The 18,602-nt window shown below is 65.2% G+C and carries 14 protein-coding genes; 8 read left to right on the forward strand and 6 right to left on the reverse strand.

Annotated features, from left to right (window positions below):
• Positions 1-113 precede the first annotated feature (113 nt).
• The 8 genes from glnE to ACK3BK_RS01845 all read left to right on the forward strand — a co-directional run bounded on the left by glnE (position 114) and on the right by ACK3BK_RS01845 (position 10,211).
• Entirely contained in the window at positions 114-3,047 is a 2,934-nt protein-coding gene (gene glnE, locus ACK3BK_RS01810; RefSeq protein ID WP_411383637.1) for a bifunctional [glutamate--ammonia ligase]-adenylyl-L-tyrosine phosphorylase/[glutamate--ammonia-ligase] adenylyltransferase, read from the forward strand.
• 203 nt (positions 3,048-3,250) lie between these two features.
• Positions 3,251-4,300 (forward strand): lipopolysaccharide heptosyltransferase II, encoded by a 1,050-nt coding sequence (gene waaF, locus ACK3BK_RS01815; protein ID WP_186711380.1) that lies wholly within the window; start codon positions 3,251-3,253, stop codon positions 4,298-4,300.
• Positions 4,301-5,359 carry a lipopolysaccharide heptosyltransferase I gene (gene waaC / locus ACK3BK_RS01820; RefSeq protein ID WP_411383638.1) on the forward strand — a complete coding sequence of 353 codons (1,059 nt, stop codon included), beginning with the start codon at positions 4,301-4,303 and terminating at the stop codon, positions 5,357-5,359. It abuts the gene before it with no gap.
• Positions 5,359-6,483, forward strand: coding sequence for a glycosyltransferase family 4 protein (locus tag ACK3BK_RS01825; protein ID WP_186667491.1), 1,125 nt, complete (start codon positions 5,359-5,361; stop codon positions 6,481-6,483). The genes waaC and ACK3BK_RS01825 overlap by 1 nt, the downstream gene beginning before the upstream one ends.
• The gene (gene rfaP / locus ACK3BK_RS01830; RefSeq protein WP_186667492.1) at positions 6,480-7,286 is read left to right on the forward strand and encodes a lipopolysaccharide core heptose(I) kinase RfaP; all 807 of its coding nucleotides are present in this window, start codon (positions 6,480-6,482) and stop codon (positions 7,284-7,286) included. The genes ACK3BK_RS01825 and rfaP overlap by 4 nt, the downstream gene beginning before the upstream one ends.
• The gene (locus tag ACK3BK_RS01835; protein WP_186667493.1) at positions 7,286-8,020 is read left to right on the forward strand and encodes a lipopolysaccharide kinase InaA family protein; all 735 of its coding nucleotides are present in this window, start codon (positions 7,286-7,288) and stop codon (positions 8,018-8,020) included. Before rfaP ends, ACK3BK_RS01835 begins: the two co-directional genes overlap by 1 nt.
• Positions 8,017-8,769 carry a lipopolysaccharide kinase InaA family protein gene (locus tag ACK3BK_RS01840; protein ID WP_411383639.1) on the forward strand — a complete coding sequence of 251 codons (753 nt, stop codon included), beginning with the start codon at positions 8,017-8,019 and terminating at the stop codon, positions 8,767-8,769. Before ACK3BK_RS01835 ends, ACK3BK_RS01840 begins: the two co-directional genes overlap by 4 nt.
• The gene (locus ACK3BK_RS01845) at positions 8,769-10,211 is read left to right on the forward strand and encodes a lipopolysaccharide kinase InaA family protein (RefSeq protein ID WP_411383640.1); all 1,443 of its coding nucleotides are present in this window, start codon (positions 8,769-8,771) and stop codon (positions 10,209-10,211) included. Before ACK3BK_RS01840 ends, ACK3BK_RS01845 begins: the two co-directional genes overlap by 1 nt.
• On the opposite strand, the gene ACK3BK_RS01850 is transcribed toward ACK3BK_RS01845, so the two are convergent.
• The 6 genes from ACK3BK_RS01850 to ACK3BK_RS01875 all read right to left on the reverse strand — a co-directional run bounded on the left by ACK3BK_RS01850 (position 10,184) and on the right by ACK3BK_RS01875 (position 18,484).
• The gene (locus tag ACK3BK_RS01850) at positions 10,184-12,982 is read right to left on the reverse strand and encodes a dermonecrotic toxin domain-containing protein (RefSeq protein ID WP_411383641.1); all 2,799 of its coding nucleotides are present in this window, start codon (positions 12,980-12,982) and stop codon (positions 10,184-10,186) included. The genes ACK3BK_RS01845 and ACK3BK_RS01850 overlap by 28 nt on opposite strands.
• A 72-nt stretch (positions 12,983-13,054) precedes the next feature.
• The gene (locus ACK3BK_RS01855) at positions 13,055-13,231 is read right to left on the reverse strand and encodes a hypothetical protein (protein WP_186667497.1); all 177 of its coding nucleotides are present in this window, start codon (positions 13,229-13,231) and stop codon (positions 13,055-13,057) included.
• Entirely contained in the window at positions 13,228-14,340 is a 1,113-nt protein-coding gene (locus ACK3BK_RS01860; RefSeq protein WP_186667498.1) for a PepSY-associated TM helix domain-containing protein, read from the reverse strand. The genes ACK3BK_RS01855 and ACK3BK_RS01860 overlap by 4 nt, the downstream gene beginning before the upstream one ends.
• A gap of 133 nt (positions 14,341-14,473) precedes the next feature.
• Complete coding sequence (locus ACK3BK_RS01865; RefSeq protein ID WP_411383642.1) at positions 14,474-16,906, reverse strand: TonB-dependent siderophore receptor; 2,433 nt, start codon at positions 16,904-16,906, stop codon at positions 14,474-14,476.
• A 106-nt stretch (positions 16,907-17,012) separates the two neighbouring features.
• Positions 17,013-17,969 carry a FecR domain-containing protein gene (locus ACK3BK_RS01870; RefSeq protein WP_411383643.1) on the reverse strand — a complete coding sequence of 319 codons (957 nt, stop codon included), beginning with the start codon at positions 17,967-17,969 and terminating at the stop codon, positions 17,013-17,015.
• Positions 17,966-18,484, reverse strand: a complete 519-nt coding sequence (locus ACK3BK_RS01875; RefSeq protein WP_186667501.1) for an RNA polymerase sigma factor — start codon at positions 18,482-18,484, stop codon at positions 17,966-17,968. The genes ACK3BK_RS01870 and ACK3BK_RS01875 overlap by 4 nt, the downstream gene beginning before the upstream one ends.
• Positions 18,485-18,602: the final 118 nt, after the last annotated feature.

The following is an 18,602-nucleotide window of genomic DNA, read 5'->3' on the forward strand; positions in this document are numbered from 1 at the left end:
ACCAATGATTCGAGTTTTTCAGCTATTTACAACTTTTGTATGACAGTCCAACCGCGGCTCGTCCCTCTTTGCCTGCACCCACCTCTCTCATTCACGCCGATCAAGGATAGACCATGCGCCTGCCTTTGCCGCTCGATCTGCCTGGCGCCCTGCAACCGCTGGTCGCCCGTAACCGACAATTCCTGCAGGAGGCGCTGGCGGCGCATCCGGATCTTGATCCAGACAGTTGGAGCCCGGCGCATCGCCTGCAGTTCGATCAGGTGGCTGCTGCCAGCGATTTCGTCCTCGAGCAGGCGCAGCGCGAGCCGGCGACGCTGTTCGAGCTGCTCGCCAGCGGCGAAATGGACCGCACCTATGCTCCCGGCCAACTACGTGCCCATATAAAAGCCGCCGCCGACGCTGCGCAGAGCGAAGACGAACTTGCGCGCAACCTGCGCCGCGCGCGCAACCGTCAGCAGGTGCGGATCATCTGGCGCGATATCACCCGCCAGGCCGAACTGGGCGAGACCTGCCGCGACCTGTCCGAGCTTGCCGACGCCTCGATCGACGAAGCCTACCAATGGCTGTACCCGCGCCATTGCCAGCAGTTCGGCACGCCGATCGGCAACCGCAGCGGCCTGGCGCAGCACATGGTGGTGCTGGGCATGGGCAAGCTGGGCGCGGTGGAGCTCAACCTGTCGTCGGACATCGACCTGATCTTCGCCTTCCCTGAAGGCGGCGAAACCGAAGGGGTCAAGCGCTCGCTGGATAACCAGGAATTCTTCACCCGCCTGGGCCAGCGCCTGATCAAGGCGCTGGACCCGGTCACCGTCGACGGTTTCGTGTTCCGCGTCGACATGCGCCTGCGCCCCTATGGCTCGGCCGGCGCGCTGGTGCTCTCGTTCAATGCCCTGGAGCAGTACTACCAGGACCAGGGGCGTGACTGGGAACGCTACGCCATGATCAAGGCCCGCGTGGTGGCGGGCGACCAGATGGCCGGGGCGCAGTTGCAGGAGATGCTGCGACCGTTCGTCTACCGGCGCTACCTGGATTTCTCTGCCATCGAGGCGCTGCGCACCATGAAGCAGCTGATCCAGCAGGAAGTGCGGCGCAAGGGCATGGCCGAGAACATCAAGCTCGGCGCCGGGGGCATTCGCGAGGTCGAGTTCATCGCCCAGGCGTTCCAGCTGATCCACGGCGGGCGCGACCTGAGCTTGCAGCAACGTCCGCTGCTCAAGGTGCTGGCCACGCTTGAAGGGCAGGGCTACCTGCCGCCGGCAGTGGTGGCCGAGCTGCGCGAGGGGTATGAGTTCCTGCGCTACACCGAACATGCGATCCAGGCCATCGCCGACCGCCAGACCCAGATGCTGCCCGATGCCGAGCTCGATCGTGAACGGGTCGCCTACATCCTTGGCTTTGCCGACTGGCAGGCGTTCCATGACCAACTGATGCAGTGGCGTGGTCGGGTCGACTGGCACTTCCGCCAGGTGATCGCCGACCCGGACGAAGAGGAAGCCGAGGGCGAGCTGGTGGTGGGCGGCGAGTGGTCGCCGCTGTGGGAGCAGGCGCAGGACGAGGAGGCCGCTGGCCGCCAACTGGAAGAGGCCGGGTTCAAGCAGTCGGGCGAGGCCCTGCGGCGCTTGGCCGCCTTGCGTGCCAGCCCGTCGCTGCGCTCGATGCAGCGCATTGGCCGGGAACGCCTGGATGCTTTCATTCCGCGCCTGCTGGCGCAGACCGTCGAGCACGACAACCCCGACCTAGTGCTGGAGCGGGTACTGCCGCTGGTGGAGGCGGTCGCGCGGCGTTCGGCCTATCTGGTGTTGCTGACCGAAAACCCTGGAGCCCTGCGTCGTCTGCTGACTCTGTGTGCCGCCAGCCCGTGGATCGCCGAGCAGATCACGCGTTTCCCGCTGCTGCTCGACGAACTGCTCAACGAAGGCCGCCTGTTCAGCCCGCCGCTGGCGCCGGAACTGGCGTCGGAGCTGCGCGAGCGGCTGACGCGCATCCCCGAGGACGACCTGGAACAGCAGATGGAGGCCCTGCGCCACTTCAAGCTGGCGCACAGCCTGCGTGTGGCGGCGTCCGAAATCAGCGGCAACCTGCCCTTGATGAAGGTCAGCGACTATCTGACCTGGCTGGCCGAGGCCATTCTCGACCAGGTGTTGGCGTTGGCCTGGCGTCAGACCGTGGCCCGTCATGGCCAGCCCAAGCGCAGTGATGGAAGCCTGTGCGACCCAAGTTTCATCATCGTCGGCTACGGCAAGGTCGGTGGCATCGAGCTGGGGCATGGCTCGGACCTGGACCTGGTGTTCATCCACGACGGCGATCCGAACGCCGAGACCGATGGCGCCAAGCCCATCGACGGCGCGCAGTTCTTCACCCGCCTGGGCCAGCGCATCATTCACCTGCTGACCACCCAGACCAACTCCGGCCAGCTCTATGATGTGGACATGCGCCTGCGTCCCTCCGGTGCGTCGGGGCTGCTGGTCAGCTCGCTCGGGGCTTTCGAGCGCTACCAACAGAACGAGGCCTGGACCTGGGAGCACCAGGCCCTGGTGCGGGCCCGTGTGCTGGTGGGCTGCAAGCAGGTCGGCAGTGCCTTCGAAACGGTGCGTGCCGGCGTGCTGGGCAAGGCCCGCGATCTCGATGCGCTGCGTCAGGAAGTGAGCGAGATGCGCGCCAAGATGCGCGCCAGCCTGGGCAGCAAGAGTACCGTCGCCGGTACCGCCGACAACGCCTTCGAGCCCGGCCAGCCGTTCGATGTCAAGCAGGATGCCGGTGGTATCGTGGATATCGAATTTATGGTGCAATACGCCGCTTTGGCCTGGTCCCACGATCATCCGGCCCTGCTGCGCTGGACCGATAACATTCGCATCCTCGAAGAGCTGGAGCAGGCCGGATTGATGCCCGCCGAGGACGCGATTTTGTTGCGCGAGGTGTACAAGACCTTCCGCTCCGCTTCGCACCGCCAGGCATTGCAGAAGCAAGCCGGGGTGATCGATGCCGGGCAGCTTGTCGATGAGCGCCGCGAGGTGCGGCGAATCTGGGGTGAGCTGGGTTTGAGCTGATTACCGCGCTGGCTTCGTTCGCGGGCAAGCCCGCTCCTGCAGGTACACCACAGCACTCAAGATCTGTGGGGGCCTGTAGGAGCGGGCTTGCCCGCGAACGAGGCATGTCAGTGGTACACTGTCCGCCACATAGCCTGAATATAAAGAGGGGAGGCCAGGTTGTAGAGCAGCCTGCAGCCTCCCCGAATGTTTCTGGATAAAGCATGAGAATACTGATCATTGGACCCAGCTGGGTCGGCGACATGGTGATGGCGCAGACCCTGTTCCAGTGCCTGAAACAGCGTCACCCCGACTGCGTGATCGACGTGCTGGCCCCCGAGTGGAGCCGGCCGATCCTCGAGCGCATGCCCGAGGTGCGCCAGGCCTTGAGCTTCCCGCTCGGCCACGGTGCCCTGGAGCTGGCCACGCGTCGGCGCATCGGCAAATCACTGGCCGGCCAGTACGACCAGGCGATCCTGTTGCCCAACTCGCTCAAGTCGGCACTGGTGCCTTACTTCGCCGGCATCCCCCAGCGTACCGGCTGGCGTGGCGAGATGCGCTACCTGCTGCTCAACGACGTGCGCAAGCTCGACAAGGCGCGCTACCCGCTGATGATCGAGCGCTTCATGGCCCTGGCCTATGAGCCGGGCGCGCCGCTGCCACAACCCTATCCCCGCCCGAGCCTGCGCATCGAAGACCAGAGCCGCGAGGCCGCCCTGGCCAAGTTCGGCCTGGAGCTGGACCGCCCGGTGCTGGCGCTGTGCCCAGGTGCCGAGTTCGGCGAGGCCAAGCGCTGGCCGGCGGAGCATTACGCCGCCGTTGCCGACGCGATGATTCGTCAGGGCTGGCAAGTGTGGCTGTTCGGCTCGAAGAACGATCATCCGGTCGGCGAGCAGATCCGCGACCGGCTGATTCCGGGGTTCCGTGAAGAGTCCAGCAACCTGGCCGGCGAGACCTCGCTGGCCGAAGCCATCGACCTGATGTCCTGCGCCGATGCGGTGGTGTCCAACGACTCCGGCCTGATGCATGTGGCGGCGGCGCTCAACCGTCCGCTGGTGGCCGTCTACGGTTCGACCTCGCCGGGCTTCACTCCGCCGCTGGCCGACCAGGTCGAGGTGGTGCGCACCGGCATCGAGTGCAGCCCGTGCTTCGAACGCACCTGCCGCTTCGGCCACTACAACTGCCTGCGTCTGCTCGAGCCTGAAAAAGTCATCGCCGCCTTGCACAGCCTGGGTGGTCCTAACCTGATCGATAGCGTGGCCGAGGTCGACTAAGTGCGGGTACTGATCATCAAGACCTCGTCGCTGGGCGATGTGATCCACACCCTGCCGGCGCTCACCGATGCCGCTCACGCCATCCCCGGCATCCGCTTCGACTGGGTGGTGGAAGAGGGGTTCGCCGAGATCCCGAGCTGGCATCCGGCGGTCGGCCAGGTGATCCCGGTGGCTATCCGGCGCTGGCGCAAGAATATCTGGCAAACGCTCAAGAGCGGCGAGTGGAAGGCCTTCAAGCAACGCCTGCGCGAGCGCAAGTACGACCTGGTGATCGATGCCCAGGGGCTGGTCAAGTCGGCCTGGTTGACCCGTTACGTCAAGGCACCGGTGGCCGGGCTCGACCGCTATTCGGCGCGCGAAGGCTGGGCCAGCCGCTTCTACGACCGGCGGCTGTCGGTAGCCGTCGGCCAGCATGCGGTGGAGCGGGTACGCCAGCTGTTCGCCTTGTCCCTGGCCTACGACCTGCCTGAAGGCATTGGCCAGTACGGCCTCGATCTGAACCGCCTGCAACTGCCTCCGACCGCCCCCTACGTGGTGTTCCTGCATGGCACCACCTGGGCCACCAAGCACTGGCCGGAAGCCTACTGGCGCGAGCTGGCCGAGCGCATGGGGCGGCGCAAGATGAAAGTCGTGCTGCCCTGGGGCAATCCTGCGGAGAAGGCCCGTGCCGAACGCATCGCCCAAGGCTTGGAAAATTGCCAGGTTCTCCCCAAATTGAACCTCGCAGGGGTCGCGCGCATACTCGCTGCGGCCAAGGCCTGCGTGGCGGTGGACACCGGCCTCGGCCACTTGGCCGCCGCGCTGGACGTGCCGACCATCTCGCTGTTCGGCCCCACCAATCCTGGTCTGACCGGTGCCTACGGACGCGCCCAGATCCACCAGGCCAGCAACTTCCCCTGCGCGCCGTGCCTGCAGAAGAAGTGCACCTACAAACCGAGCGCCGAGGACCTGCGCCGGTTCGATCTCAAACGCGAGTGGCCGCTGTGCTTCACTCGCCTGAATCCCGAGCATGTGGCGGGCCGCTTGAGCGCGCTGCTGCTGGCTGAGGATGTTCGTTGATGCAACTGGCTTTCGTGCTTTACAAATACTTCCCCTTCGGCGGGCTGCAGCGCGATTTCATGCGCATCGCCCTCGAGTGTCAGAAGCGCGGGCATCAGATCCGCGTCTACACACTCATCTGGGAAGGTGATATCCCCCCGGGCTTCGAAGTGCTGGTGGCGCCGGTCAAGGCGCTGTTCAACCACCGCCGCAACGAGAAACTCAGCGCCTGGATGGCCGCCGACCTGGCCAAGCGCCCGGTCGATCGCCTGATCGGCTTCAACAAGATGCCGGGGCTGGATGTCTACTACGCCGCCGACGGCTGCTTCGAAGACAAGGCCCAGACCCTGCGCGGCGGCCTGTATCGTCGCTGGGGCCGCTACCGGCATTTCGCCGAATACGAGCGTGCCGTGTTCGCCAAGGATGCTGCCACCGAGATCCTGATGATCTCGCAAGTGCAGCAACCGCTGTTCATCAAGCACTACGACACCCCTGTGGAGCGTTTCCACCTGCTGCCGCCGGGCATCTCTCACGATCGCCGGGCACCTTCCAATGCCGCCGAGATCCGCGCAGCGTTTCGCCAGGAGTTCGCGTTGGGCGACGACGACCTGCTGCTGGTGCAGATCGGCTCGGGGTTCAAGACCAAGGGCGTCGATCGCAGCCTCAAGGCCCTGGCCGCACTGCCGTCGAGCCTGCGCAAGCGCACCCGGCTGATGGTCATCGGCCAGGACGACCCGAAGGTGTTCCAACTGCAGAGCGCCACGCTCGGCCTGGGTGACCAGGTGCAGTTCCTCAAGGGGCGCAGCGATATCCCGCGCTTCCTGCTCGGCGCCGACCTGCTGATCCACCCGGCCTACAACGAAAATACCGGCACCGTGCTGCTCGAAGCGCTGGTCGCCGGTTTGCCGGTGCTGGTATCCAAGGTCTGCGGCTATGCCCATTACATCGCCGAGGCCGACAGCGGCCTGGTGCTCGACGAGCCGTTCGAGCAAGAGCAGCTCAACGCCTACCTGCAGCGCATGCTCGAAGACCCGCAGGCCCGCGCCGACTGGGCGCGCAACGGCCTGGCCTTTGCCGACAGCGCCGATCTCTACAGCATGCCGCAGCACGCCGCCGACGTGATCCTCGGCCAGGAGCACGCATGAAGCTGATGCTGGCCGAACCCTTCAAGCGCCTGTGGGCCGGGCGCGACCCCTTCGACGCCGTCGAAGCCTTGCAGGGCGAGGTATACCGCGAGCTCGAAGGGCGCCGAACCCTGCGCACCGAGGTCGAGGGCGAGGGCTATTTCGTCAAGATTCACCGTGGCATTGGCTGGGGCGAGATCTTCAAGAACCTGTTCAGCGCCAAGCTGCCGGTGCTCGGTGCCGGCCAGGAATGGCTGGCGATCCAACGCCTGCAGGAGGTCGGCGTGCCGACCATGACCGCCGTCGCCTATGGCGAGCGGGGCAGCAACCCGGCGGCCCAGCATTCGTTCATCGTCACCGAGGAGCTGGCACCTACCGTCAGCCTGGAAGACTTCAGCATCGACTGGCTCAGGCAGCCTCCTGAGCCGCGCCTCAAGCGTGCGCTGATCGCCGAGGTAGCGAAGATGGTCGGCGGCATGCACCGTGCTGGCGTCAACCACCGTGACTGCTACATCTGCCACTTCCTGCTGCACACCGACCGGCCAGTGACGCCGGAAGACTTCAAACTGTCGGTGATCGACCTGCACCGCGCACAGACTCGGGCGAAAATCACCCGTCGCTGGCGCGACAAGGACCTGGCCGCCTTGTATTTCTCGGCCCTGGACATCGGCCTGACGCGCCGCGACAAGTTGCGCTTCCTCAAGGGCTATTTCCAGCGCCCGCTGCGCCAGGTGCTCGGCGAGGAAGCCGCACTGCTCGCCTGGCTCGAACGCAAGGCGCAGAAACTCTACGATCGCAAGCAACGCTATGGGGATGCGCTCTGATGGCGGGTTGGACACTGGCGCCAGGCTACGAACACCTGGCGGCGGATTTCGGCAGTATCGACGCGGTGTTCGCCCTTGACGGCGAACGCCTGACCCGTGACCCGCTCAGCGAAGTCATCCGCATCGAGCGCGATGGGATCAACTACTACGTCAAACGCTACACCGGTGCCGGCAAGCACATGCGTCGCTTCCTCGGGCGCCCCCGGATCAAGGCCGAATGGCAGAACCTCAAGCAGTTCGCCAAGTGGGGCATCCCTACCGCCGAAGTGGTGGCCTGGGGGCTGGAGCGCAATGGCCTGTCGTTCGGCCGCGGGGCGATGATCACCCGCGAGCTGCCGCGCACCGAAGACCTTTCGGCGCTGGCCGAGCGCAACGATCCGCGTCTGGCCGACCGCGCCTGGGTCGAGCATGTCAGTCGTCAGCTGGCGCGCCATACCCGGGTCATGCACGATCACCACTTCGCCCACAACGACCTGAAGTGGCGCAACCTGCTGGTGGATGATCAGGCGACGCTGTTCTTCATCGATTGCCCGACGGGCGATTTCTGGCGCGGCTTCATGCTCCGCCACCGGCTTATCAAGGACCTGGCGTGCCTGGACAAGGTCGCCAAATATCACCTCTCGGCCACCCAGCGCCTGCGCTTCTACCTGCAATATCGCGGGCACGCGCGGCTCAATGCCCGTGACAAGCGACGGATTCGCCAGGTGGTGAGCTTCTTCGAGGGAAGGGAATGACCGATTACCTGGCCAGCGTCGATCAGGCGCTGCTGCAACGCCATGGCCTGAACGACTTCGAGGCGCTGTGGGCGCTGCAACTGGACGCCGTTGACGAACCCAACACCGGGCGCGGCGGCTGGAGCAGCGTGTTCCGCCTGGAGCTCGAGGGCAAGGGCTACTACCTCAAGCGCCAGAGCGACTACCACACGCGTACCCTGCATCGGCCGTTCGGCGAGCCTACCTTCGCCCGCGAGTTCCGCAATATAAGCCGCTACGAAAAGCTCAACATCCCGGCGTTGCAGGCGGTGTTCTATGGCGAGCGCAAGCAGGGCGGCAAGCACCGGGCGATCCTGATGACCCGCGCGCTCGACGAGTGGAGCGATCTGGAGAGCTTCCTCGGCCAATGGCCGCAACTGCCTGAACAGCAGCGCCAGGGCATTCTCGCGGCCTGTGGCGAGCTGGCGCGTACCCTGCACGGCGCCGGCCAGGTGCATGGCTGTTTCTATCCCAAGCATATTTTCCTTCGTGAACGCCGCGATGGCTGGCAGGCCCAGCTGATCGACCTGGAAAAGACGCGGCCACTGCTGTTTGGCATGCGTGACCGCCTCAAGGACCTCGAGCCCTTGCTGCGTCGCGCCCGTGCCTGGAGCGAGGCAGACGTGCGCAGCCTGCTCGCCGCCTACCTGGCGCAGCCGGCCGACAGCGCGCTGGTCGGCACCTGGCTGCAACGCCTGACGCAACGCCGTCGTGAAAAAGAGGCCCGCTGATGCGTTTGTCTGAACTGAAGGACGCCGGGCGCAGCCCGAGCCTGCCGCTGAATGTGACGCTCGAAGATGCTGCCGGCAGTGCCGAGCTGCAGTTGCTCAGCCTGCTGCGCGTGCTGCCGGGGCAGCGCTATGTCGGTGCCGGTATCTGGCGTGGCACGCCGGTGCTGGCCAAACTGCTGGTCGGCAGCAGCGCCGCCCGTCATTTCCAGCGTGAGCTGGAGGGTGTGCGCTTGATGGCTGCACAGGGGTTGACCACACCCCGCCTGCTGGCCGATGGCCTGAAGGATGGCGAGGGTGGCTGGCTGCTGTTCGAGTTCCTTGAGAACGCCGAGAACCTGGGCGATGCCTGGGCCAGGGTCGAGCATCTGCCGATGCTGGCGGATGAGCAGCATGGTGTGCTCGGCGAGGCACTGACCGCGGTGGCGCAGATGCACGCCAAGGGCCTGTGGCAGGAAGACCTGCACCTGGACAACCTGCTGCGCCACAAGGGCAAGCTCTACCTGATCGACGGTGCCGGCATCAAGGCCGAAACGCCGGGCCAGCAGTTGTCGCGCCAGCGCGTGCTGGAAAACCTCGGGGTGTTGTTCGCCCAGTTGCCCAAGCGCCTGGAACCCTTCATCGAAGAGGCACTGGTGCATTACCTGCTGGCCAATGGCGAGCATGCGCTTCCGCTCGAAGCTTTGCAGAAGCAGGTCGACAAGGTGCGCAGCTGGCGCTTGAAAGACTACCTGGACAAAGCCGGGCGCGACTGCACGTTGTTCAGCGTCGAGCGCAGCCTCTCAGGCTTGCGGGCGATTCGGCGCGAGGAGGTGGCTGCCCTGTTGCCGGTGCTGGAGCAGGCCGACACGCTGATCGAGCAGGGCCACCTGTACAAGACCGGCGGCGCCGCCAGCGTCGCACGTATCGAGGCCGGTGGTCGCACGCTGGTGCTCAAGCGCTACAACATCAAGAACACCGCCCACTGGTTCAAGCGTTTCTGGCGCCCGAGCCGCGCCTGGCATTCGTGGATCGAAGGCCATCGCCTGACGTTTCTCGACATCGCCACGCCACGCCCGCTGGCGGTGCTGGAGCAACGGGTGATGGGGCTGCGCAGCACCGCCTACCTGGTCACCGAATACATCGACGGCCCGGATCTGACCGCATGCTTCGCGCCCCATGTCGAGAGTGGCGAAGTGCCGGAGGCACAGGTACAGGCGCTGGTCAGGCTGATGCAGCAGCTGATTGCCGAGCGCATCAGCCATGGTGACTTCAAGGGGCACAACCTGTTCTGGCAGGACGGCCAGTGGGCCTTGATCGACCTCGATGCCATGACCCAGCACGCCACCCAGCTCAGCTTCGCTCCCGCCTACGCACGTGATCGTGCGCGTTTGCTGCGCAACTGGCCGAGCAGCAGTGCCTTGCACCAGCGCCTCGATCAGTTGCTGCCGCGGCTCACCGAATAAGCCTGCGGTAGCGGCAGCCATTCGCTGCTGCGACCGGCCTGGCGCACGCGAAGGCGCCATTGGCCGTCCTGCCAGCGCAGGATGGTCGAGGTGGGGCTTTCGCGGTTTTGCTCGGCGAGCAGCAAGTGGTAGTAATGCTTCAGCAGATGCGCGCGCAGCGGCAGGGCATGGCCACCTGCAAGCAGGTAAAGCCCTTGCTCGCTCTCGTACAGCCCGTCGGTATCCTCCCGCTTGCTCCCTGCAGGCACCTCGGCGAGGCGACAGGTGTCGAACATCGCCTTCAGGTCTGGCAGGCCGTCGTACCACAGGACGGGGGAGTCCACGACCCATTCGCCATCCTTGCGACGCTTGACCGGCACCTTGGTGTAGGTGTCCGGCTTGCGCGGATCGACCACCCGCCAGCGGTAACCATCGAACGCGACCTGGTAACTCTGGCCCGTGCTGTCCTTGATGAAGTAGAAGCTCAATCCGGGATAGGGTGAAGGCTGCTCATAGATGCCCTCCTTGTGGATGCCGTCGACCCGGTAGCGCAGCTTGCTGGTATTGACCGCACTGGCCATGGTCGGAGGCAGCGACAGCGGCGGTGTCGGCGGCATGGCTCGAATTGCCCGGCGCACCACGGTTGAGCCCGCGATGCTGTTGATGCCATCACTGGTGTGGGTAAAGGCATCGACCAGCGAGCGCAGCATGCCGATGCGATCACCTTCGACGCGCGCCTTGTGGGTGTCGATTACCGAGATCGCAGCACGGGCGAACGACAGCGGTGACAGGGCACGGTTAGGCAGAACCAGGCTGAGCAGGTCGAGGATGATCCACAGCACATGCAGGCTGAAATCGCCCAGTAACTCCAGCTTGGTGTTGGTGGCCGCGTCCACCGCTGCGAGGGCTGCATGGACTTCGGCCTGATAGCGGGCGTGCTGAAAGTCGCCGGTGATTTCCGGGCGGCTGACCCGTGAGCCCAGCCCGCCCTTGGACAGCCAGCGCTCGATCTCATCCGGGTTGGCCAACGGCATGCGCTCTTTGACATAGGCACGCAGGGCTGGCTTCTCGCGTAGCGTGCGCAGCATGTGCCGGGCGTTGCGATATTCGCGCCAGGCGCGTCGATCCGGGGCATCTGGCGTATAGACCAGAAAGCGCAGCATGCCGGCGTTCTCGGGAGTGACGAGCATGACCCCTTGCACCGTATGACCCCCGATCAGCAGTTGTCGTACGCTCAGGCGCGTGGTTTTCAGCGCCGCGCGCTGCCTGCTGTCGGGATGGTCGAGCACGGTGCTCGTCCACCTATAGCCGCGCTCGAAGGCATCTTCGAGGTAGTGGCCGGCGTATCGCGCCTTGGCCGCCTCGGCGCGCATGCGTGCTGTGCTGATAGCGGCGTAGCTGTCCTGTCGCCATTTGGCCGTCGGTGATTCCAGCAGGTGCGTGCGCAGGTAGCGGCTGTAGCTCTCGCCAACGTCCAGGGCGCGAACCATCTGCTTGATCTGCGCCGCAGTGATCTGTGTCACGGGGCTGCCGTCCGCGCGGTGTACCCGTGCTGTCAGCCAATAGTCGATGTCGAACCAGGCGATATTGAGCATGGCCAACTGATCGAGTCGGTAAGTCTGCGAAACCAGTTCGACGGTGTCGCCAACCTGAGGTCGGCTGGCGGCAGGGATGTAGCCGGTGGCGAGGCCGGGATGGAGGACGGGCCCGGTCTGGCGTGCCATTGTTACGCTGACATGGAGCTCGAGCGGATCGACATCGAATTGATACTGCTGGCGCAGGGCTGTGCGCAGTTGCTCGCAGGTCCAGGTGCGCAGGCCTTCACGGTCGAGGAACTGATCGTGACTGAGAATGCCTGGGGCGGCGGCCTTGTCGATGGCGATCACCAGCTCCTGCATGGTCTGCATGATGTGGGTCAGGCCTTGTGCCGACGTGTTCTTGAGCCAGGCGGGGCTGTTTCTCTCCAGCAGCAGGGCATAGCGCGTCTGCAGGGCCGACCGGCTGTCGGCCAGGGGCAGCAGGTCGGCGGCTGTGTCCAGTTGGGTGGCCAGGGTTGGCCAGTCGAGTGACGATGCCTGGGCAGCGCTTTCCCAAGCCTGGGTCAGGCGTGCATGTTGGCCATCTATCAGGGCTTGGGCCTGCAACTGCAGCGGATCGTCGTTGAACCACTCGTAACGCAGGCGTTCGGCATTGCGCGCAAGCTCCCGCTGGTCATCGCTGGCCATCAACTGCAGCAATGGTCTGCTCTGCTGCAGGTCGTCCAGGCGTTCGCACAGCTCGGTGTGCAGCTCTGCCAGATCGTCGAACGCCTCGATGCCGTGGGAAAGACTGCACAGCACGGCGTAGTCACTGGGGTGGTCAGGGTCGGGCGAGCTGCCCTCGGGGCCGCCTTCGACAATCACGAAGACGCCGGGCAGGAACTCGCGCCAGTGAGGGGTACCGATGTCCAGCAGTGGGCGGTACACCTGCGGGCGTTCGGCGTGGGGCAGATGCTGGCGTTGTCCGGGCAGCGGCAGCTCTATGCTGGTTCTGAGCAAATCGGCGTGGTTCGAGCCGAGGGTGTGGTCGTCGACGCGCAGGGTGATCTGTGCAAGCAGTTGTTCGCGCAACAAGGTGATCAGCCGTGCCTTGCGGCTTTCGGTGCTGGCGCCCTTGTCGAGCCAGTACTCGGCGAGGTCAGCGAAATACCGCTGGCGCGCCTTGAGCCAGGGCTGTGAGGTATCAGGCCTGGGCGGCGAGGTGAGCAGGCTGCTCAGTTGTTGGTCGAAGGCTTGGAAATGTTGCAGGCTCATGGGCTGCACTCCGCAGTGATGGAGCGATCAGCTTGGCGTGCCTGCCCGCGGTGGACGCGTTAGCCGATTACCTCATCGTCGCGACAGGCCACGCACCGCAAGGAGCGCCGGTAGGCCCAGCCCCATCCAGGACAGCACGTCCCAGGCGCCATCACCGAGCAAGGCCGCGAACAGCCCTGCAGCACTCAGGAGGGCGATGGCGGTCGGCCAGGCGAAGATCCGCCGAGTGCTTTGCGAGCGGTGGCTCATGTCCGCACCTCGCGTGGCTTGCGCTGCTTGCCCCACCACAGGTACAGGCCGCTGAGCAGGACTACGATGGTCAGCACATCCAGTGCCGCCCAGAGGATCTGCATCGGCCGGCCGCCATAGTCGCCGAAGTGCAGCGGCTGTGACAGGCCCATGGCGTCCATGTACCAGGGGCGATCGCCGACTGCGGTGACCTCCAGGGTACGGGCATCGATCAGCACCGGGGTCAGCAGGTGCGAGGTCAGGTGTGTCGCGCCTTTCATGAACACCGCGTAGTGGTGCTCGCTGGAGAAGCGTGTACCGGGAAAAGCGATGAAGTCCGCACGCATGCCTGGTGCGGCCTGTTCGGCGATCTGCAGCAACTGCGTGGCAGGCGCGCGCTCGATGAGCGGCGGGGCATCGCGGTAAGGCGCGACCATCGCCGCCAGGCTGTCGTTGCGCCAGGCCGCGATGACCAGGTCGGACAGCGCGCTGATCACCCCGGTGACACCGACCACCAGCGCCCAGGTCAGGGTGACAACGCCGATCAGGTTGTGCAGGTCGAGCCAGCGCAGGCGTCGCGACTTGTCGGTGCGGACCGTGGCGAACTGCAGGCGCCGCATGAACGGGGCATAGAGCACCGTGCCTGACACGATGGCAACGACGAACAACACGCCCATGGCCGCCAGCAAGAGCTTGCCGGGCAGCCCGGCGAACATGTCCACGTGCAGGCGCAGCATGAACATCATGAAGCCGCCATTGGCGGCGGGCATGGCCACCGCTTCGCCAGTGCGGGCATCGAGCATGAAGGTGTGCGAGGCGTTGGGCTCGGTGCCGGCGGTGGCTGCGGTGATCGCCACCACACCGTTGCGTTCATCCTCGTCATAGCCGAAGTACTGCATCACTTCGCCGGGGCGGTGTTGTTCGGCTTTCAGCACCAGCTGCTGCAGGTCCAGGTGCGGGGTGTCGGCGGGCATCTCGCGCAGTTCCGGGGCATCGCCGAGCAGGTGTTCGAGTTCGTGGTGGAAGATCAGCGGCAGGCCGGTCAGGGCGAGCAGCAGCAGGAACAGCGTGCAGATCAGGCTGGTCCAGGTATGGATCGCCGACCAGCGGCGGATGGTTTGGCTTTTCATCGCGGTTCTAGCCTGTGGGGGCTGTATTGTCTTTTGTGACGCAATCGCGGGGCAAGCCCGCTCCCACAGGACAACGGTGTACCTGCAGGAGCGGGCTTGCCCCGCGATGGGCCGCACAGCGGCCCCGGGTCGCTCAGAACTTGTAGTTGGCGCTGACCACTACGCTACGCTGGTCGCCGTAGTAGCAGTAGAACGAATCGCAGGTCGAAATGTAGTCCTTGTCCAGCAGGTTGGTGGCATTGACTGCCACCGAAGCGCCTTTGAGGCTGTTGTCCAGGCGGCCCAGGTCGTAATGCACCGAGGCATCGAACACGGTGTAGGCCTTGGCCTTGCCGAGGTAGGTGTTGCCCTGGTCGCCGTAGGTGTTGCCGGTGTAGCGCGCACCGCCGCCGATACCGAAGCCGTCGAGCACGCCGCTGTGCCAGGTGTAGTCGGCCCACAGCGAGACTTGCTGGTTGGGCATCAACTGCAGGCGGTTGCCTTTGAACTGGCCGTCCTGCACTTCCGATTTCGCCAGGGTGTAGGCCGCGATCACCTTCAGGTTCTCGGTGACATCGGAGATGGCCTCGAGCTCGAGGCCACGTACCTTCACCTCGCCGGTCTGGCTGGTGACGGTCACGTTGCCGATGTTGTTGGTGACCGCGACGTTTTTCTGTGTCAGGTCATACACCGCGGCTGTCAGCAAGGTGTTGGAGCCCGGTGGCTGGTACTTGACCCCCAGCTCCCACTGCTTGCCCTCGGTCGGCTTGAGGCTGTTGGTCGGGTCGATGTCGGCCTTGCTGCTGGGCTGGAACGACTCGGCATAGGACAGGTACGGCACGAAGCCCGAATCGAAGACATAGCTGATCGCGGCGTTACCGCTGAACTTCTTGTCGCGCTGGGTGTTGGTGGCATCGCCCTTGTTGAAGAACTTGGTGCCGGTGTGCACCCAGTCTTCACGTCCGCCCAGGGTCAGGCGCCAGTTGTCGAGGGCCATCTGGTCCTGGACGTAGAGGCCGGTCTGGCGGGTCTTCTGGTCGTAGTCGTAGAACGCCGTGGAGCGATCCGGACGGGTGATGGGCAGGCCATACGCCGGATTGTTCACGTTGATCGCCGGCGCACTACCAAAGATAGCCAGGTAGTTGTTGTTCATGCGCTGGTGATCCAGACCGATCAGCAGGGTATGGCTGATGGCTCCGGTGTTGAAGTTGCCCTGGAAGTTGTTATCGACGGCGAACTGGCTGATATCCTCGTCGACATTGGTGGTACCGCGCCCGGTGTTGCCCTGATCGTCCACCACCATCCCGAAGGTCGGGTTGTAGCTGTTGACGGTCACGGTCTGGAACGACAGGTCCGACTTGGTGTAGCGCAGGTTCTGGCGGAACTGCCAGACATCGTTGAAGCGGTGCTCGAAGGCGTAGCCGACGGCGTAGTAGGTGCGGTCGTAGAAGTCGTAGTCCGGATCGCCCAGGTTCTTGTGGTGCGAGATCTTGCCGAACGGCATGTCGATCTTGGTGCCCTGGATCGGGTAGAACTGACTGGTAACGCCAGTATCGTCGCGGGTGAACTGGCTGAGGAAGGTCAGCGAGGTGTCCTCGTCGATGTTCCAGGTCAGGCTTGGGGCGATGTTGTAGCGTTTGTCTTCGATGTGGTCGATCTGCGTGCCGCTGTCGCGGATCACACCGCTGACGCCATAGAGGAATCGGCCTTCATCGTCGATCTTGCCAGTGCTGGCGAAGTTGATCTGGCGGTGGTTGTCGCTGCCGTATTGCACTTCGATCTCATGCGCGGCTTCGGCTTGTGGGCGGCGGCTGACGATGTCCAGCAGGCCGCCGGGCGGGGTCTGGCCGTAGACCGATGACGCCGGGCCGCGCAGCAGGGCCAGGCGGTCGAGGTTCCAGGTTTCCGGCTTCGGGTTGGCGTACACGCCGCGTGGCAGTGGCAGGCCGTCGAGGAACTGGGTCGGCTCGAAGCCCCGCACGCGCATCCAGTCGTAGCGGGTATCGCTGCCGAAACTGGCGGAAACGATGCCCGGCATGTACTTCACCGCATCATCGAGGCTGTGCACGCCGCGGTCGCTCATCTGCTGGCGGGTGGCAACCGAGATCGAGCGCGGGGCCTCGACCAGTGCGGTGTCGGTCTTGGTGCCGGCAGCGGTGCGCTTGGCCAGGTAGCCATCGACCGGGCCCCAGGCGCTTTCGCTGTCGCTGGACGCGTTCACGCTGGTTTCCGGTAGCGCCAGGCTGCCTTCCGGGACGGCGACCAGGCTGTAGCTGCCTGCGCTGCCCTGCTGCAGTTGCAGGCCGGTGCCACGCAGGGCGGCCTGCAGGGCGCCGATGCCATTGAAGGTGCCACGGACCGGTGCCGAGGTCCGCCCGCTGGCCAGGCTCGGGTCCAGGGCCAGGGCGATGCCGGCCTCGCTGGCGATCCGGTTCAGGGTGCCGGCCAGCGGTGCACTGGGCAGGTCGTAGGCGCGCACGCTGGACTGCTCGGCAGCCAGCAGCATGGGGCTGACCAGGGGGGTGGCAAGGCCGATGGCCAGGGCCATCAGGCTGGGACGCAGGTAAGACTCGACAGCACGGGACATGCAGTGGCTCCTCGACGGATAAGTGCTAACTGCTTCCTTGCCGAGCGAGATTTGGAAAGTGACAGGGGCTATTTGAAAAAAGTTTGCCTGCACGGCTTCGCTGGACTCAGCGAGGCCCTACCGTCACCCACCAGGGCGTCCGCTGTTCGATCTTCACCGGCAGTGCCGGCACCAGCGAGGCCAGTGCCAGATCGATATCGGTCAGCGGGAAGCTGCCCGTCACGCGCAGGTTGGCCACCTCATCCGACACCCCCAGGTGACCGCTACGATAACGACCGAGCTCGGCGACCAGGTCTGCCAGGCGCACGTTGTCTACCACCAGCATGCCGCGGGTCCAGGCGTCGGCACCGGCCCTGACCGGGCCGACCAGGCCGAGGCCGTTGCTGTGCATCAAGACTTGCTGGCCCTCGTTCAGCACCTCTTCGTTACCCGTGTTACGCGGTTGCGCAGCAACCTGGGCCCGCAGCACCTCAAGGCGTGTGCCGGCGGTTTCGCGTTTGACCAGGAAGCGCGTACCCAGCGGGCGCAGTCGGCCATCGTCGGTGCGTACCCACAACGGGCGAGGGTCGTCGTGGCCGGTTTCCACGGAGATTTCCCCCTGGTGCAGCACGATCACCCGCTGTTCGCCCGCGTAGTCGATGTCCACTGCGGTATGGGTGTCCAGGCTCAGCAGCGTGCCGTCCTCCAGGCGCAGGGTGCGCAGCTCGCCGGTTCCGGTACGTTGATCGGCCAGCCAGTAGCTGGGCGCCAGCGATGGGGCGCCGACCCAGGCCAGCAGGCCACCGAGCAGGAACATCCCGGCCAGCCCGCCGCCGAGTTTGCCAACCCGCTGACGCAGGCCGGCGCGTGATTGCAGCAGGGCGTGGCGGGCGGGGCCTGCAGCCGCGCCCACGCGTTGATCGAGCATGCCGAGCTGGAACCAGGCGCGGGCATGTTCCTCGCTGGCGGCGTGCCAGCGGGTGAATTCGTGGCGCTCATCGGCCGTGCCGTCGCCGCCCTCCAGGCACAGTTTCCAGGCGATGGCGGCTTCCAGGACCTTGGCCGAGACCGGCGTATTGCTCACGTCGGCTCCCCGTACAACGCCACGTAGCACTGACGCATGCCTTGGGCGATGTACTGGCGCACCCGCGACACCGACACCCCCAGGCGCTCGGCGATCTCGGCATGGCCCATGCCGTCCAGGCGGTTGTACAGGAACGCCGTGCGTGCCTTGCTCGACAGTTTGCACAGCAGGCGGTCGATGGCCTTGAGGTCTTCGAGGATCAGGTGCTGGGTCTCTGGCGAAGGCTGCTCGGCTTCAGGCAGCAGCGACAGCTCGGCAAGGTAGGCCTGCTCCAGGGCGGCACGCCGGAAATGGTCGAACAGCAGGCCCTTGGCCACGGCGACGAGAAACGCCCGGGGTTCGCGAGGCGTGATCAGTTGCTCGCGGCCGAGCAGGCGCACGAAGGTGTCCTGGCTGAGGTCTTCGGCGCGCTGGCGGCAGGCTGTGCTGCGCTGCAGCCAGGCAAGCAGCCAGCTGCGGTGGTCGCGGTACAGGCTGCCGACCAGCTCGGCATGTGGGCTGTGCGCAGACGACAAAGGCGTTCCCCGGGGAAGAATGCGTTATATAACGATAATGATTCGCGATTGTGGCAGAGGAGGGAGGGGGGATGCAATTGACGCTGGTCAGAATGCCAGCAGGAGCGGATTTACCCGT

It is taken from the genome of Pseudomonas sp. L7 (genome assembly GCF_046605565.1).
In the GTDB taxonomy this organism is placed as follows: Bacteria; Pseudomonadota; Gammaproteobacteria; order Pseudomonadales; family Pseudomonadaceae; genus Aquipseudomonas; species Aquipseudomonas wayambapalatensis.